Raw genomic sequence first — 15,728 nt, forward strand, 5'->3', positions numbered from 1 at the left:
TTGTGCCCGTCAAAACACCCTGCGGAACTCACGTTCCAGCCATCAGCTTAATCGTCGTCCTGGCGGGGCTGACTAGCCATTTACCGAGCGGGTATCCCTTGCTGCGGCTAGTTCGCAGGCAATCTATCGGGTCCCTCTGGCACATAGATCATGCGTCCGTCGTTCAATCGGTACGTGATGCCGGCCTTTGCACCCTGGCCCTCGCCAATCTCTGAGCTGGACTCGTACTGCTTCAGCGCCTGCCCGTCCTTGATCAACATGCGCATGTTCGCTTCGCCGGGATTCTCGACGACCACTACCTTGTCCTGCCGGAACGGGTTGAGCGGGTTCTGCACGATGACGATGAGCAGGATGCCGATCACCACCAGGAACAGATCGATAAGGTTGACCACCGAGAGCAGCGGGTCGTCTTCGTTGTCGTGCTCGAGAAAGCGCATCAGTTCTCTCCCGCGCGCTCGATCGCGCGCAACTCCTGAAGCAGCCAACGGCGGCGCACGGTGAGCACGAAGAACGCGATGCTCGACGCAACCAATGCCAGGATCACGGCCGAGAAGGCGACCACGAGGTTGTCGCCAATGCCCTTGGCATCGCTTTCGGTCAGCGCCAGCAGGGCGGGTCCCATGGGGATCATGGTGGCGACCAGGCCCAGCATCGGGGCGCTGCGCGAGGTCACACGCAACCATTCCAGGCGCTGCATGATCCATAGTTCGAGATCGTCACTCGTGCCGCCGTGCTCGCGCTGATGTGCGGCAAGCACCGAGCGATAGCGTCCGGTACGACGTTGCCAGGCTTCCATGGCGAAGCTGCCTAGCACGAAAAATGCGTAGACCAGGGCCGCCAGGATGAGCAGCAGGACGGGGATCAGGAAGATTCGGGTAAGCTCGTAGAGAGCTGATTCAAGTGTATTCATGCGGTTCGTTTCCACGTTTAGAAATGAGCGGTAATGCGGCGATTGGCCATTAGCTGGTGCACTACGCCGAGCAGAGCGAGCAGGAGCAGAACTACGATGCCCAGCAGCGGCCGCCAGAGCTCATGCTCGTCGGGTAGTCGCGCGGGTATCGGTTGCATCACCTGCCCGCGTACCGTCTCGCCAGCCTCGACCGCCCCCGATTCGGCATCCTGCTGCGTCGTTTGCGCCAGACCGAAGCCGGCGGCCAGCTGCTCGATGAATGCGTGGGTTACCGGTTCGCCGGCGTCGGCGCCGTGCTCGGCGGTCAGGGCCTGCCATCGCTCGACTAACTCGCGTCGAGTTTGCGTAGACGCATCCCAGTAGCCCTTGCGAATCGCCTCGACCATGCGCTCGATAAACTGAGCCTGGGCCGTGGAATTGTGTGCCTCGAACCATTCATTGACGCCGAGCTCGCGCTGGTCCAGCACGAAGGTGTCGTGCAGCGCCTGCCACTGGTCGGCGCGCACCATGCTGCGATCGGCCGCCTGCCAGCCCCAGAGGTTGTTGGCCACGTTCAGGATTTCCAGCGTGCCGGCGTAGCCTTCCTGCTGCATCGCGGCGATCCATTGCGGGTTCAGGTAACGGCTGCGCAGCTCGGTGGCGAGATAACCTGCGGCATCGGTGGTGCGCGGTTCACGCTTGCGCAGGTCGGCGATGTAGAGCGACGGGCTCGCGCCGTCCAGATGACGGACGGCCAGGGCAAGCCCGCCGAGGTACTCGAAGGGATGGTCGGTGGAGAGCACCCCGTTCAGTTCGCTGGAGCGCGCCATGACTGCCGCCTGGACACCCTTGAGTTGTTCGGCGAAGAAGTTCTGGCCGTCGATCTTCTCGCCCCAGTTCCCGGTGCCGTAGCCATGCTGCTGGCGGGACAGGAACTGCTCCGCCAGCTCCGCTTCGTTGTCCCACGTAGTCGAGTCCAAGGTCAGCTGCGACACGCCGGTACCGTAGTCACCCGGCTCGTTGCCGAACAAGCGCAGCTGTGACAGGCGCTCGGCGGTGGCTGTCTCGAAACCCTGGCTGCGCAGTCGGACTGCCAACGCGTGACTGTTGCTGGCCAGAACATTACCCGGCTCGTCCAGGCGCGAGAGCCGTTCCACAACGTCGGCCAGCAGGCGCATGAAGCCGTCGAACTGGTCCCGGTAGACACTGGTGACCTGTACCACGACATCGACGCGCGGTCGTCCGAGTTCCGCTGCCGGAATGATTTCCAGTGCTTGCACACGCCCACCTGCGTCCCAGATGGGACGCACACCCAGTGCGTGCAGGACCTGGCTTTCGAGAATGCCCAGATGGCGCATGGCTTCGGACGACCACAGGCTGAAGGCCAGCTTTTCCGGCATCTTGCCGTCATGATCTGCCTGGTAGGTTTGGATCAGTTGCTCGAACGCAGTGCCTCCCGCCTCGTAGGCTGCGCGGGTTGGCAGCTTGTTCGCCTCGAAGGCGTAGAGATTGCGACCGCTGGGCACATCCGGATTGCGTACCGGGTCGCCACCTGGGCCCGGTGGGACAAAACCACCGGCAAGCCCTTCGAGCAGGGCTTCGATTTCCCCCGTCTCGGCCAGCTGCGCGTCCAGTACCAGGGCTCTTTCGATCTGCTCGCGCAGCCGAGCATCGTCGATCGCATCGAGGCTTTCGCCGTCGCGCACAAATCGCTGCAGGGTACGGTAGGGGAGGCTCGCCTGCAGCCCGGTGAAGTCCTCGGCGACTGGCTCGTCTTCGCTGACGCCCAGCGCTTGAAGATAGGGGCGCCCCAGCTGCTGGAGCACCGTGGCCAGGCGATGCTCGGGGCGCGCCGGTTCCCCAAAGGTATGCAGCCCCAAGGGCACGTTGGCCTGCGCCATCTCGTGCAGATGATCATGCAGCGCCTGCAGGAACCCCTCGGGTTCGCCGTGCATACGGGTGCCGTCCCAGCCCAGATCGGCCAGCAGCTCCGCTTTCATGGCTGCCTGGCGGATTCGCTCGGCGATCGCTTCCCGCACCGCACCCTCGTCGAGCTGCTGGTACTCGTGGAGCAGCTCATGCAGGTCGCGTAGCTCGTCGTAGAGGCCGGCCGGTGCGAACGGAGGCGTCTGGTGGCTGATGATGACGGCGCGACCCCGGCGGCGTGCCTGGATGGCTTCGCCGATGTTGTCCTGGATATAAGGGTAGAACACCGGAAGATCGTCCAAGGCGAGAAAGGGGTAGTCGCCGACCGCGAGCCCCCGGTCCTTGCCTGGCAGCCATTCCTGGGTGCCGTGGGTGCCGAAGTGGATCAGTGCATCGGGCTTGAAGCGTTCCCGCACCGCCTGGTAGGCGGCGAGGTAGAGGTGGTCGGGCGGAACCTTGCTGTCGTGGTAGGCCTCACCTGGCCGCCCCGCGCGTGGCGGTTGCGGTAGCAGCAACAGCTTGTCCAGGCGGACAGCGGGTATAACGAAGTTGGGTTGCCCCTCGATATCGCGCAATGCCCAGTGTCTCGCCGGATCGCCCCAGCGCTCGGCCAGCGCCTGTCGGCTCGACTCTGGCAAATCCGCGAGCCAGCGTTGGTACTCGGGCAATGGGAGTGAGATGGCGAGCCTGTCGGCGAGCAGGGCATCGAGGGTTTCGGGCCGATAGTAGCCGCCCAGCAGGCGATGCGCGGTTTCGATCAGATCGATCTCGTTGCGTTCGGGCACCGCATAGCCCGCTTTGCGCAACGCGGACGTCAGCTTGGCGAGGCTGCGCGGCACGTTGAGGTTGGAGGCGGTGACGTTCTTCTCGCCGCCCGGATGGTTCCAGAACATCAGCGCCAAGCGCTTTTCGGAAGCGGGCAGGTAGCGCAGCCGGGCCAGGCGCTCGACCTTGGCCAGCAGGGCGTCGAGCTGCTCGGGAATTGGCGTCGGCTGGCCGTCTTCGATGGCGGCGATAACCATTGGGTCGGTCATGCCCCAGGTTTCCGGGACGGTCAGCATGGCGGCTGCGGTATGGGGTTTGATGCCACTGGCTGAGGCGCGCCAGTGGGCGCGATCGCCTTCGCGCCAAGTGAGCGTGGCCAGCACCGGAATACCGAGCGCGAGGAACTCGGCCTGCCGCGCCGGCCCGTTCTGCATGTGCTGCAGGTTGACGAGCACCTCGCTGCGTGCGGGACTGAGCACTTTCGTGAGTGCCTTGGGATCCGTGTCGTCCATCCAGAACGCCATAGGCGCCAGGCCACGCGCCTCGCTCCGCGTGATCAAGGTGTCGATCAGCCGAAGCTGGTCGTCGGCCAGCGCTCCGCGGTGAATGGCGAAGGCCACCCGTGGCGCATCCGACCGCCAGCGTGCCGTGCCCCACGCCAGGTAGTCTTCCACCTGCGCGAAGGGCTTCGGTGCCGCCGGATGGTAGATGCCGGCGTCGACGAGCGTGACCGGAGGCGGTATCGCGTCCAGCTGCGCGCGGTCGTGCCAGGCGCGCAGGTAGGCGAACAGATTGTCGAGGTTCTGTCGCCCGCCATTGGCGTAATAGTCGATCAGCCGCCTGGCCACCGGGGCAGGCAGGTTGCCGAACGCCGGCGGGCCGCCACCGACGCGAATCCAGGGTAAGCGCGTGTTGTTCAGTCGCTCGCCAAGGCCTTGCTGTATCGCGACCAGGTCGGCCGGACGCGGCACGTCGAGGATGAGCAAGTCGGGCGTATCGGCTGTCGAGTCCTGCGCGTGCATGGGCGCGCGGCTCAGCGCGACGCCGAACTCGGCCGCCCGTTGCGCGAGCCTGTCGATCTTGCCCTGCAGCACGAAGTCGGTGGCGACGACCTGCACCTCGAGAGAATCGGGTGGCAATTCGGCGGCAGCCGACAGGCTTGCGAGCATGGCCAGGATGATGCCCATATAGAACGGAAGGCGCATGTCAGAAACTCAGCCTCACGCCGACGTGATAGGTGCGCCCGGGCTCGGCGAAGGTGAAGTGATCCGACGTGTCGCTGAAGTCCTGGTCCGTGAGGTTCTCGATGCCGCCGCGTACGCTCAGGCTGTCGGTGATGCGCTGAGCCAGCTCAAGGTGCCAGAGGCTGTAGGCCGGTACCGCATGGGCGATGTTGCTGGTGTAGGTGAGCTGACTGCCGACGTACTCGCCACGCAACTGTGCGGAGAAATCTGCGGTTGGCGTCCATTGCAGCTGCGTGTTGGCCAGATGGCGTGCGCGATCGCCAAGCCGGCGGTCAGCGCTGCGGTCGATGGCGTCGAGATAGGTGTAGTTCAGCTCCCAGCGCAGGTCGGCGGGCAGCTCCAGGCTGCCGCCGACCTCGATGCCACGAATGCGAGCTTGGTCGACGTTGTCGTAGTTGCGCACCTCCCGACCGCGCAGTCCGCAGCTGGCAACGCACAGCGTCTGGATCAGTCCGCGCACGTTGTTCTGGAACAGGCCGACATTGAGGGTCCAGCCATTGGCCTGATAGTCCGCGCTGAGTTCGTAGGTCGTGTTAAGTTCCGGTTCGAGGTCAGGATTGCCGTGGATGGTGAACATCCCGCCGCCGCCGATGGCCGAGTAGCCTGGCGACAACTGCTTGAGCGATGGGGCCTTGAAGCCACGACCGCCGCCGCCCTTGATCGTCAGCGCATCGGTGACGTGATGCACGAGGTAGACGCGCGGGCTGTTGTGCCAGCCGTATGTTTCATGACGATCGAAACGGTTTCCCACGACGAGCGACCACGACGGGGCGAGCTCGATTTCGTCCTGCAGGAACAGGGCACGATGAATGGTCCGCGCATCGCCACGCGCAAAACTGGCATCTTCCAGCAGCTCCTTGCGCCATTCGCCGCCGAAGGTGAACAGGTGCGCAGCGGTCGGTACGCTCAAGCTGCCGTCGATCACGTCATCGGTGAGTTCCTGACGCGGCGAGGTTGGGATGATCCCGTGGGTGTAGCGGTTGGTGCGTTCCAGCGTGTTGCGATAGGCGCGCACGGAGCTTTTGCCCCATGACCAATCGCCCCGATGCGCGAGGGAAAATCGCTCGCGCTCGATGCGATCATGGGATTCGTATTCGACCGGAGCTCGGCTGGCGCCGCGGGTGTTGCGCCAGCGGTCTTCTTGGCCGCTGACGTAGCCGAAGTCGATTCGCTGCGCGGCATCCGGCGTCCAGCTGAGCGTGGCGCTTGCACTGTCGGCATCCCGGCCTTCGATCTCGGAGAGGGGCGCGTCGCGGTGCAGCGGCGTTTCCTGCCGGCGACGCGTCTCGCCGGTGAACGAAAGCCCGAGCACGCCGGGGACCAGAGGGCCACCGGCGTAAGTACCCAACTGGTGCGTCTGGCCACCCCGGTCATCTTCCCTGACGCCACCGTCGAGTCGCGCCGCACCCTGCCAGGTATCGGTACTGCGACGGGTGATGATATTCACCACGCCGCCCAGCGCTTCGGAGCCGTAGAGCGAGGACATCGGGCCGCGCACGACCTCGATGCGCTCGATGGCTTCGACCGGCACCCAGCCCAGATCGAAATCGGCGTGCGCCACGGCGCCGGCGGCGCTGCCGATGCGCTGTCCGTCGACCAGCACGAGGGTGTGCTCGCTGCCCATCCCGCGGATGCTCACTCCCCGGCGCGTCATGCCAACGCCGGTGAACTGCAACCCCGGGGTGCCGCGCAACGCATCCTCGAGGTCCTGCACCGGACGCAGCGCCAACTCTTCCTGGCTAATCACCGTCATGCTGGCTGGGGCGTCCTCGAGCGCCTGCAGGGTAGAGGTCGCGGTCACGACAGTGGGCTGGAGATGCAAGACCTGCTCGGCTAAGACCGGCAGCGGTAAAAGGGCTAGGCAGGGGATGAGTCGAGCATGAGGGCGGGTAGCGCTCAGGCGGTGAGGGCCGGACATGGGGCGTCTTCCTTGAAAGCACGGGCGAACGTGCGCAGCGACGCGGTCCGCTCGGATGGAGCGTCCCGGGCCCTGCGGCAGGTGGCGCGGGTTATCTCTGGATGGTGAAACTGGCGAAGCGCTTGTTGAAGCCGGCGACGCGGCCTTCGGTCGTGGTCTTGCGCTGCTTGCCGGTGTAGATCGGGTGCGACGCGCTGGACACGTCGAGCGCGATGTACGGATAGGTATTGCCGTCGCTGTGCTGATGAGTACGAGTCGTTTCAGCCGTCGAGCCGATCAGAAAATAGACGTCGGCTGCCGTGTCATGAAACAGAACGGGGCGGTAGTCAGGGTGGATGCCAGGCTTCATGTAGTGAGTCCTCAGAGTGACAGGAAAGATGTTATATCATAACAATTAAAGTGGGCAATCAACTGGACACAACCCCATCGACGTTGCACACGCGGGATATCCTCAAGCGCCTGCGCAGGGCAGATGTCGGTGATCGCCGGGTCTAGGCGGGTTCAACATCTAAAGAGAGAGGCGGCAAGCCATGCAACCAGATGAACTGAAAGCGCTATTCGATCAGCAGGCCCAGGGCTACGACCAGCAATGGGCGGGCATGGCGCCGATTCGCGATACGCTGCATTTGCTGCTCGGATCGCTGTTCGCCGATCTGCCGGCCAACGCCCGGATTCTCTGCGTGGGTGTCGGCACCGGTGCGGAACTGGGGCACCTGGCGCAGAGGTTCCCCGGCTGGCAGTTCACCGCCGTGGACCCTTCGGGTGCGATGCTCGAAAGGTGCCGTGAGCGAGCTCGGCAGGGCGGCTTCCTCGCGCGATGCACCTTCCATGAAGGCTACCTCGACACGTTGCCCTTGCAGCCCGCCCACGACGCGGCGACCTGCTTCCTGGTCTCTCAGTTCCTGCTCGAGCGCCAGGCGCGCGTGGACTTCTTCCACAAGATCGCGCGAAGGCTCGAGCCCGGGGGGTTGCTGGCAACGGCCGATCTTGCCGCTGACGTGCAGTCACCGGCATACGAGACGCTGCTGCGCAGCTGGATGACGCTGATGTCCTCGGCCGGCGTGCAACCGGAGATGCTGGCGCGTGCGCGGAAGGCTTATGCCAAGGACGTGGCCATCCTGTCGACGGAACAGGTCGGGCGCATTATCGAGCAAGCCGGATTCGAAACACCCGTGCAGTTCTTCCAGGCCGGATTGATGCAAGGCTGGGTTTCGACGGTCAGGAGGAAGGAATAAGCCTTGCGACGCTCCGCGGCCGTTTTCACAACGGATGGTCCCCTTGCACTGGCGGAGTCGATCAGCACGCGACTCAGGCCAATGACTCATCCCTGCTCCGGCCTCTGGTCATTCAGCCACAGTCGTGGGCCGGTGCCGCTGGCTCCGGCCGCGTCATTTGGATTCGCCAGCTTGCAGCGCTGCAGCGAAAGGCAGCCGCAACCGATGCAGTGATCAAGGTCCATGTCGAGTCGCTGCAGTTCCCCGATGCGCTGGGCGACCTGTTGCTTCCATCCGCGAGAGAGGGCTTGCCAATCCTTGTTCGTCGGTAGCTTTCCGGTGGGCAGGCGCGCCAGCTGCTGGCCGATCTCCTCGAGCGAGTAGCCGATCTTCTGGGCGAAGATGATGAAGGCCACCCGGCGCAGCGTCGACCGTGGGAAGAAGCGGCGACTGGTTCCCTGGCGGGACGAGCTGATCAAACCGAGCGACTCGTAGTAGCGCAGCGCCGATGCCGCTATGCCGCTACGTCTGGTGATTTCGCCGATGGGTAGCAGGGGATCCTTCTTGCTTGCCTTTCCAGCCACTGGTAGCTCCCTTGAGTCGAACACGATGAAGTTCACTTCACTTCCGCCATGCGCTGGCGTTGCGCTGATGACGAGCTCGCTTATCCACGCAGGAGCGGATGTAACGACGCCACGAGCAATAACGCCATCGATATGTTGAAGGCTCGTAGATGACGCGGATTGGTCAGCCAGCGCCGTAGCGTCGTACCGAAGGTGACCCAGACCACCACGCTGGGCGCGTTGACGATCGCGAATAGCAGCGACAGCGCCACGACAGCCTGCATGCCACCACCGGCAGGCAGGTAGGCGGTGATGGCCCCGATGGCCATGATCCATGCCTTCGGATTGACCCATTGGAACCCCGCGGCCTTCCAGAATCCGAACGGACGCCCATGCGTCGAGGCTTCCTGCACCGGGAGCGCCGTCGCGATCTGCCAGGCCAAATACAACAGGTAAGCGGCGCCAACGATCCGCAGCAGGTCATACAGCGCGGGGTAGGTCTGGAATACGCGCCCCAGACCTGCGCCCACCCCCATCACCAACACCGCGAAGCCGATGCTGATGCCCAGGACGTGCGGCAGGCTGCGAACAAAGCCGTAGTTCAAGCCGGAGGCCAGCAGCATGGTGTTATTCGGCCCCGGGGTAATGGATGTCACGAAGGCATAGGTGATGAAGGCAAGCAGGGTTTCTGACGGCATGGTTCCCTCCGGGGTGGGCTATCGACTGGAAACGACAGGCTTTCGACTGGCAGCCAGCGCAGAGCAGTCTCGGTCTTCGAATGGCCGTGCTCCATGTACAGCCGCCATCGAATCGACCCGAACAGTGGCGCTGCGTGGACAACGCCTCGACGTCAAGCGGCGCGCAACCGTCCCGCGATGCGTGATGATCCCTACTGCCACGTGTTTTGACGGTTCCCTCGGCTCAACAATCAAGCCTGTTGCTCACGCTCGGGGCGTGCCAGGTCAACTCGAAATGGGCTTGCGCATCGCGCATCCTGACGAACCCGAGGCGCTCGTAGAAACGCCGGGCCGGCACGTTCGTCCTGAGAACGCTGAGCTCGATGGGCATGCCCCGCGCGGCCGCCTTCGTCTGGAGCTTCTGTACGAGCCACGTCCCGATTCCCCGGCGTTGAAACTCTGGAAGCAGCGCCATGTTGCGCACGTACAGCCGCCCGGCTTGGCTCTTGACCTGCAGGTAGCCGGCAATGCCCGAGTCGGTCTCCACGACCCAGGTATTGGTTGTGGCCACCTCCTCGAGGAAGCTGGCTCGCTGCTGGCGTTCGTCCCAGCCCCAGATCCGGGCGATGTGCGGCAGAAATGCGGTCCGGTGGATCTCGAACAGGACCAGCTGATCACGACATGTGGCTCGCCGGAGGCCAACGCGGTTTATTCGCCTGAGCGAGTGTGATGAGAATCCGGCATCCCACGGGGTGTCCATGAAGTAGCACATATGCTTGTGTCCTGGTTCAGCGGCAGGTTGGGGGCGAGGCAACGAATAGGGTTGCCAAACCCGGCGCGAGCAACTCTAGGACTTCAAGTCAAGTTAAGGTCAAGGGATGATTACAAGCGGGCAGGAGACGTGCCCCCTTTACTTTCGTGCTGGCCGGAAACCCAACCAAACGGTGGTTCGCTTGTCAGTTCCTTTGCCCCCATAAGCGATCGGCAAGGAGTCGACATGAACAAGAGCTCATTTCTACTGGCCGGGATTTGCGCATTGGCGCTGGTTGGCAGCGCCAATGCGCAGGAGAAACCGACGGTCCAGTTCATTGCCACCGGTGGAACGATCGCGATGAAGATCGACCCGGTCAAGAAAGCGCCGGTGCCCGCCATATCAGGTGATGATCTGCTTGCCACGGTGCCGGAAGTGGCCGAGTTCGCGAACATTGAAGTCGACAACCTATCGAACGTGCCGTCGGACTACATGGATCCGCCGCGCTGGATCGAACTCTCCAAGGCAGTGAACACCGCGCTCGAGCGACCAGAGGTATCGGGCGTAATTGTCTCGCACGGCACCGACACGCTGGAGGAAACGGCTTTCTGGCTCGACCTGACCGTCGAGTCCGACAAGCCGGTCGTCGTCATCGGGGCACAGCGCAACGCTTCCTCTTCTGACTTCGACGGCCCGCGCAATCTGCTGAACGCAGTGCGTATTGCTGTCGATGATCAGGCGAAGGGCAAAGGGGTCCTGCTGGCCATGAACAACCAGATCAATGCTGCGCGTCATGTGACCAAGACCCATACGGCAAACGTGGAGACATTCCAGTCCGGTGATTACGGTTTTCTCGGGGAGGTCTATCCCGATCGTGTGATCTTCGCGAGAGAGCCGTTGCGCCGACAGCACATCGAGATCAAGACCGACGCCATGCCCAGGGTCGATATCGTCGCTATGTATGGCGGCGCCGATGGCAGCCTGCTTCGCAGCGCGGTCGACCAGGGTGCGAAGGGGATCGTGGTCCAGGCGCTGGGCATGGGTAACATAAACCAGCCGATGTTCGAGGCCGTCAAGTACGCGCTGGGCAAGCAGGTGCCCGTCGTGATCTCGACGCGCGTGTACAACGGTCGAGTCATGGCCAACTACGGCTTCGAGGGCGGCGGCAAAACGACCGCGGATGCAGGTGCCGTCATGGCAGGCAATCTAAGCCCACAGAAGGCGCGGATTCTGCTCATGCTGCTTCTGCAGGACGGGAAGACGGGGCAGGGCGAGCTGCAGGCCGGGTTTGACGCGATGTGAAGCGGCAGCGTCGCGGCGTGGCGCTGGACCGACATCCAGCGCCACGCCGCGCTTGCTGCTAGAGCGACAGGTAAAAAAAGCGCAACCGGTAACCCGCGTCAGGCCGCTTCCTCGGTCCATGCGCCGAAGGGGTCTGGTAGCTGTTGCCACGCCTCGGGACCGGCCGCCATCTCGACATCGTTGAGCAGGCAGGCATCCAGTTCGATGCGCAAACGGTCGAAGTCGATGTTCTGGCCGATGAAAACCAACTCCTGGCGGCAATCGCCAACCTCGACGTCCCACTTGGCCATCAGCGCGCGTCGTTCGTCTCTATCCTGAGGCCATTGGGCCTTCGGTACGAATCTCCACCATTGCCCGGCATGGCCATGGCGCATCAGGCCGCCGGCCTGCGACCAGCTGCCGGCGTCTTGGTACCGACTGGCCAGCCAGAAATAGCCCTTGGAGCGCAGCAGGCGGCCATTGGTCCATTCTCGACCGAGGAAGCTGAAGAAGCGTTCGGGATGGAAAGGCCGCCGTGCCCGATAGACTGTCGAGGCGATGCCGTATTCCTCAGTCTCCGGCAGATGCTCGCCGCGTAGCTCCTTGAGCCAGCCGGGCGCCCGGGCGGCGCGTTCGAAGTCGAAGCGGCCGGTGTTCAAGATCCTCGGCAGCGGTGCCTGACCCATCACCATCGGCAGAATCTCGGCCTCGGTGTTTAGCCCGCGCAGAATGGCGGTCAGCTCCTCCCGCTCGGCCCTGGTGATCAGATCGATCTTGCTGATCAGGATGACATCGGCGAACTCCACCTGCTCGATCAGCAGGTCCGTTATTGCCCGCTCGTCTTCCTCCCCCAGTGTTTCGCCACGGCTGGCGAGGCTCTCGGCATCGTGAAAGTCGCGTAGGAAGTTCACCCCGTCGACCACGGTCACCAGGGTGTCCAGGCGCGCCAGGTCGGACAGGCTCTGTCCTTGTTCGTCGCGGAAGGTAAAGGTTTCGGCCACCGGCAGCGGTTCGCTGATACCGGTGGATTCGATCAGCAGATAATCGAAGCGGCCGTCGCGCGCCAGCCGGGCCACTTCCTCCAGCAGGTCTTCGCGCAGCGTGCAGCAGATGCAGCCATTGCTCATCTCGACCAGCTTCTCGTCGGCGCGGTTGAGGCTGACGTTACGCTGCACCTCGCTGCCATCGATGTTGATTTCACTCATGTCATTGACGATCAGCGCCACGCGCAGGCCGTCACGGTTCTTCAGCACATGGTTGAGCAGCGTGCTCTTGCCGGCACCTAGAAAGCCGGACAGCACGGTCACCGGGAGTCGGTTATCCATTGAGGATTCCTCGCGCATCAAGGGTATGGCGTTCGCGTTGTTCCTGACGTTCCTTGGCCTCGATGCACAGGCTGGCAGTAGGGCGTAGCAGCAGCCGACGCAGCCCGATCGGCTCACCGGTTTCGCGACACCAGCCGTACTCGCCAAGGGCTAACCGTTCCAGCGCCTCGTCGATCTTGTCGAGCAGCTTCTTCGCCCGCTCCAGCAGTCGCAGCTGCCACCGGCGCTGCTCCTCGGCACTCCCGAGATCGACCGGGTCGCTGTAAGACTCCTGCTCACGCAGTCGGCCGAATTCTTCCTCGATACGGTCCTGCAACTCGGTCCGCTGGTCGAGCAGGCGCTGGCGGAAAAATGCCTGCTGCACCTCGTTCATGTAGGCGTCGGCAGGCATGGCAAGCAGCTCGGTTTCGCTAATCACGTTGGGTCTCGTCAGATGTTCTTACTGAAGTTGTTATAACATATCATTTCTTGCAATCCTATACCTCGTCCATGATCAATACGGGGGGCGGCACGCAACGGCATTTCGGTCGGTAAGAATGGCCTGTCACGCCGAGAGAGAATCCGTTCGCTGCGACGTGGCTTCCGCGTCGACGGTTATTCGCCTCGGTAGTGAGCCGCACCATCCGGGCTGATCGGCTAGAATCCGCGTTCTCATCAATCTTCGGCGTGCTGATGCGGTTGCGATTGGCACGGCCACAGCCTACGGCCCCGCTTGCTATATGCCTTCTGCCCAGACCGCTGCCGAACGCATCGCCGAACTGCGTAGCGAAATCGACGCCCACAACTACCGTTATTACGTTCTCGACGAGCCGAGCGTTCCGGATGCCGAGTACGACCGTCTGTTCAATGAACTAAAGGCGCTGGAAGCCGAACATCCTGAGTTGGTGACGCCCGAGTCGCCGACCCAGCGCGTCGGTGGTGCGGCGTTGGCGGCGTTCGGCCAGGTACGCCACGAAGTGCCGATGCTGAGCCTCGGCAACGCCTTTGACGAACAGGATCTGCTCGACTTCGATCGTCGTGTGCGCGAAGGACTGGATTTGCCGGCGGGCGACCTGTTCAGCGATGGCGCTGTGGTCGAGTACAGCTGCGAACCCAAGCTGGACGGCCTGGCGGTCAGCCTGCTGTATGAGAACGGCCATCTGGTGCGCGGCGCCACACGGGGTGATGGCAGCACGGGTGAGGACATCAGCGCCAATGTGCGCACCGTTCGCAACATCCCGCTCAAGCTGCACGGCAGCGGCTGGCCGGCGGTGCTCGAGGTGCGCGGCGAAATCTACATGCCCAAGGCAGGCTTCGAAGCGCTCAATGCGCGGCAGGTGGAAAGTGGCGGCAAGCCCTTCGCCAATCCGCGCAACGCCGCGGCCGGCAGCCTGCGCCAGCTGGACCCTAAGATCACCGCCGCGCGTCCGCTTGAACTGTGCGCCTACGGTGTTGGGCGTAGCGATGGCGAGCTGCCGGATACCCATGTCGGTATTCTCAACGCGCTCAGAGAGTGGGGATTGCCCATCAGTCGAGAGCTGAAACTGGCCAAGGGCGTTGTCGAATGTCGCGCCTACTACGAGGCCATTGGCGAGAAGCGTGACGCGCTGGCCTACGAGATCGACGGTGTGGTGTTCAAGGTTAACTCCGTCGCGCAGCAGCGCGAGCTGGGCTTTCGAGCGCGCGAGCCGCGTTGGGCGATCGCCCACAAGTTCCCCGCGCGCGAGGAGATCACCGAGTTGCTCGGCGTCGAGTTCCAGGTCGGTCGTACTGGTGCGATCACGCCGGTGGCACGGCTAAAGCCGGTACAGGTCGCTGGCGTCACCGTCTCCAACGCGACCCTGCACAACATGGATGAAGTCGCGCGCCTGGGCGTGATGATCGGCGATACGGTAATCGTGCGGCGCGCCGGCGATGTCATTCCGCAGATCCTCGGTGTGATCGCCGAGCGCCGGCCGGCACACGCGCGGCCCGTACATGTGCCGGAGCGTTGTCCGGTCTGCGGTTCTGCCGTGGAGCGCACCCAGCTGATCAAGCGCAGCAAGGGGCGCGAATCGGTCAGCGAAGGTTCGATCTACCGTTGCGTCGGCCGGCTGGCGTGCCAGGCGCAGCTGAAGCAGGCGATCATCCACTTCGTCTCGCGCCGCGCAATGGATATCGACGGGCTAGGCGACAAGATCGTCGAGCAGTTGGTCGATCGCGGTCTGGTCGGCTCGCCCGCTGACCTTTATTGCCTGTCGTACGAGCAGATAGTCGAGTTGGAAGGCTTCGCCGATCTCTCCACGCGCAACTTGCTCGACGCCATTGACGCCAGCCGCAAGCCCACGCTGGCGCGTTTCATCTTCGCCCTCGGCATCCCCGATGTCGGCGAGGAAACCGCCAAGTTGCTGGCGCGAGCGCTGGGCTCGCTGGATCGCATCGCATGTGCATTGCCGAACGTGCTGGTGTACCTGCCCGACGTCGGCCTGGAAGTCGCGCACGAGATCCACAGTTTCTTCGAGGACGAGCACAACCGCACAGTCATCGCGCAACTGCGCGAGCGTGGCGTGGAGTTGCAGGGGGAGGGGGAATTGCATCCGGAGTTCGCCGCGTGCGCCACCCTGGCCGGCCTGCTCGACAAGCTGAACATTCCGTTCATCGCCAGCACCGGCGCCCAGCGTCTGGCAGCGCGCTTCGGTAGCCTGGACGCGATCATCGCCGCCGACTGGCTCGATCTGCGCCAGGTCGAACGTCTCACCGAGAAGGCCGCGCGCTCGCTGCGCGATTACTTCGACAAGTCCGCGAACGCCGAGCGCGCCCGGGCCATCGAAGCCCAATTGCGCGAGTTCGGCATGCACTGGGAGAGCGAGAAGAAAGTCGCAGCAGGCCTGCCACTGGCCGGCCAGACCTGGGTGCTGACCGGCACGCTGGAAAGCATGAGCCGCGACGACGCCAAGGCGCGACTCGAAGCTTTGGGGGCGAAGGTGTCCGGCTCGGTATCAGCGAAGACCAGCGTGGTTGTAGCGGGACCGGGTGCCGGCTCGAAGTTGACCAAGGCCAACGAGCTGGGGCTCACCGTGCTCAACGAAGAAACCTTCCTGCGGCACCTCGGTCAGCTGCAAGCCTAGCGCGGCCGGCAATGCCCGAGTGCGCGTCTTCATCAACGTCATCCGCGGTGGTGCCGTCGCGGGGCGTTTCGTTCTCGCCCTTGACATTA

13 protein-coding genes are annotated in these 15,728 nt (G+C 63.7%); 3 read left to right on the forward strand and 10 right to left on the reverse strand.

Going from position 1 to position 15,728, the window contains the following annotated elements; genetic code table 11:
- Positions 1-107 precede the first annotated feature (107 nt).
- The 5 genes from HU825_RS13430 to HU825_RS13450 all read right to left on the reverse strand — a co-directional run bounded on the left by HU825_RS13430 (position 108) and on the right by HU825_RS13450 (position 7,091).
- Positions 108-437 (reverse strand): DUF2149 domain-containing protein, encoded by a 330-nt coding sequence (locus tag HU825_RS13430; protein WP_054094918.1) that lies wholly within the window; start codon positions 435-437, stop codon positions 108-110.
- Complete coding sequence (locus tag HU825_RS13435) at positions 437-910, reverse strand: MotA/TolQ/ExbB proton channel family protein (protein ID WP_156714298.1); 474 nt, start codon at positions 908-910, stop codon at positions 437-439. Before HU825_RS13435 ends, HU825_RS13430 begins: the two co-directional genes overlap by 1 nt.
- Before the next feature lie 17 nt (positions 911-927).
- Positions 928-4,785, reverse strand: coding sequence for a cobaltochelatase subunit CobN (gene cobN / locus HU825_RS13440; protein ID WP_234302215.1), 3,858 nt, complete (start codon positions 4,783-4,785; stop codon positions 928-930).
- A gap of 1 nt (position 4,786) precedes the next feature.
- Complete coding sequence (locus tag HU825_RS13445) at positions 4,787-6,742, reverse strand: TonB-dependent receptor domain-containing protein (protein ID WP_234302216.1); 1,956 nt, start codon at positions 6,740-6,742, stop codon at positions 4,787-4,789.
- A gap of 91 nt (positions 6,743-6,833) precedes the next feature.
- Positions 6,834-7,091 carry a type B 50S ribosomal protein L31 gene (locus HU825_RS13450; protein WP_234302217.1) on the reverse strand — a complete coding sequence of 86 codons (258 nt, stop codon included), beginning with the start codon at positions 7,089-7,091 and terminating at the stop codon, positions 6,834-6,836.
- Between the two features lie 181 nt (positions 7,092-7,272).
- Between HU825_RS13450 and HU825_RS13455 the strand changes: the two genes are divergently transcribed.
- Entirely contained in the window at positions 7,273-7,977 is a 705-nt protein-coding gene (locus HU825_RS13455) for a class I SAM-dependent methyltransferase (RefSeq protein ID WP_234302218.1), read from the forward strand.
- Between the two features lie 86 nt (positions 7,978-8,063).
- On the opposite strand, the gene soxR is transcribed toward HU825_RS13455, so the two are convergent.
- From soxR to HU825_RS13470, 3 genes are all read right to left on the reverse strand, one after another.
- Entirely contained in the window at positions 8,064-8,540 is a 477-nt protein-coding gene (gene soxR / locus HU825_RS13460) for a redox-sensitive transcriptional activator SoxR (protein WP_138301094.1), read from the reverse strand.
- 80 nt (positions 8,541-8,620) lie between these two features.
- Positions 8,621-9,217: a LysE family translocator gene (locus HU825_RS13465; RefSeq protein WP_234302220.1), complete on the reverse strand. Its 597-nt coding sequence runs from the start codon at positions 9,215-9,217 to the stop codon at positions 8,621-8,623.
- Positions 9,218-9,440: 223 nt separating this feature from the next.
- Positions 9,441-9,968, reverse strand: coding sequence for a GNAT family N-acetyltransferase (locus HU825_RS13470; RefSeq protein ID WP_234302221.1), 528 nt, complete (start codon positions 9,966-9,968; stop codon positions 9,441-9,443).
- Positions 9,969-10,193: 225 nt separating this feature from the next.
- On the opposite strand from HU825_RS13470, the gene HU825_RS13475 reads away from it, so the two are divergent.
- Positions 10,194-11,249, forward strand: a complete 1,056-nt coding sequence (locus HU825_RS13475) for an asparaginase (protein ID WP_234302222.1) — start codon at positions 10,194-10,196, stop codon at positions 11,247-11,249.
- A 98-nt stretch (positions 11,250-11,347) separates the two neighbouring features.
- Here HU825_RS13475 and zigA read toward each other — a convergent pair whose 3' ends face one another.
- Together zigA and dksA are read right to left on the reverse strand one after the other, a co-directional pair.
- Positions 11,348-12,553 carry a zinc metallochaperone GTPase ZigA gene (gene zigA, locus HU825_RS13480; RefSeq protein WP_234302223.1) on the reverse strand — a complete coding sequence of 402 codons (1,206 nt, stop codon included), beginning with the start codon at positions 12,551-12,553 and terminating at the stop codon, positions 11,348-11,350.
- Positions 12,546-12,968, reverse strand: a complete 423-nt coding sequence (gene dksA / locus HU825_RS13485; protein WP_138301095.1) for an RNA polymerase-binding protein DksA — start codon at positions 12,966-12,968, stop codon at positions 12,546-12,548. The genes zigA and dksA overlap by 8 nt, the downstream gene beginning before the upstream one ends.
- Positions 12,969-13,272: 304 nt before the next feature.
- Here dksA and ligA point away from each other — a divergent pair, with 304 nt between their 5' ends.
- The gene (ligA, locus tag HU825_RS13490) at positions 13,273-15,639 is read left to right on the forward strand and encodes an NAD-dependent DNA ligase LigA (RefSeq protein ID WP_234302224.1); all 2,367 of its coding nucleotides are present in this window, start codon (positions 13,273-13,275) and stop codon (positions 15,637-15,639) included.
- The last annotated feature ends 89 nt before the right edge of the window (positions 15,640-15,728 follow it).

The organism is Pseudomonas phenolilytica (assembly GCF_021432765.1).
Lineage (GTDB): Bacteria > Pseudomonadota > Gammaproteobacteria > Pseudomonadales > Pseudomonadaceae > Stutzerimonas > Stutzerimonas phenolilytica.

What these genes read in the sequence shown, in the direction of transcription:
- HU825_RS13430 (WP_054094918.1), bottom strand. Translation starts at nt 437, where the DNA reads ATGCGCTTTCTCGAGCACGACAACGAAGACGACCCGCTGCTCTCGGTG.
- HU825_RS13435 (WP_156714298.1), bottom strand. Translation starts at nt 910, where the DNA reads ATGAATACACTTGAATCAGCTCTCTACGAGCTTACCCGAATCTTCCTG.
- cobN (WP_234302215.1), bottom strand. Translation starts at nt 4,785, where the DNA reads ATGCGCCTTCCGTTCTATATGGGCATCATCCTGGCCATGCTCGCAAGC.
- HU825_RS13445 (WP_234302216.1), bottom strand. Translation starts at nt 6,742, where the DNA reads ATGTCCGGCCCTCACCGCCTGAGCGCTACCCGCCCTCATGCTCGACTC.
- HU825_RS13450 (WP_234302217.1), bottom strand. Translation starts at nt 7,091, where the DNA reads ATGAAGCCTGGCATCCACCCTGACTACCGCCCCGTTCTGTTTCATGAC.
- HU825_RS13455 (WP_234302218.1), top strand. Translation starts at nt 7,273, where the DNA reads ATGCAACCAGATGAACTGAAAGCGCTATTCGATCAGCAGGCCCAGGGC.
- HU825_RS13465 (WP_234302220.1), bottom strand. Translation starts at nt 9,217, where the DNA reads ATGCCGTCAGAAACCCTGCTTGCCTTCATCACCTATGCCTTCGTGACA.
- HU825_RS13470 (WP_234302221.1), bottom strand. Translation starts at nt 9,968, where the DNA reads ATGTGCTACTTCATGGACACCCCGTGGGATGCCGGATTCTCATCACAC.
- HU825_RS13475 (WP_234302222.1), top strand. Translation starts at nt 10,194, where the DNA reads ATGAACAAGAGCTCATTTCTACTGGCCGGGATTTGCGCATTGGCGCTG.
- zigA (WP_234302223.1), bottom strand. Translation starts at nt 12,553, where the DNA reads ATGGATAACCGACTCCCGGTGACCGTGCTGTCCGGCTTTCTAGGTGCC.
- ligA (WP_234302224.1), top strand. Translation starts at nt 13,273, where the DNA reads ATGCCTTCTGCCCAGACCGCTGCCGAACGCATCGCCGAACTGCGTAGC.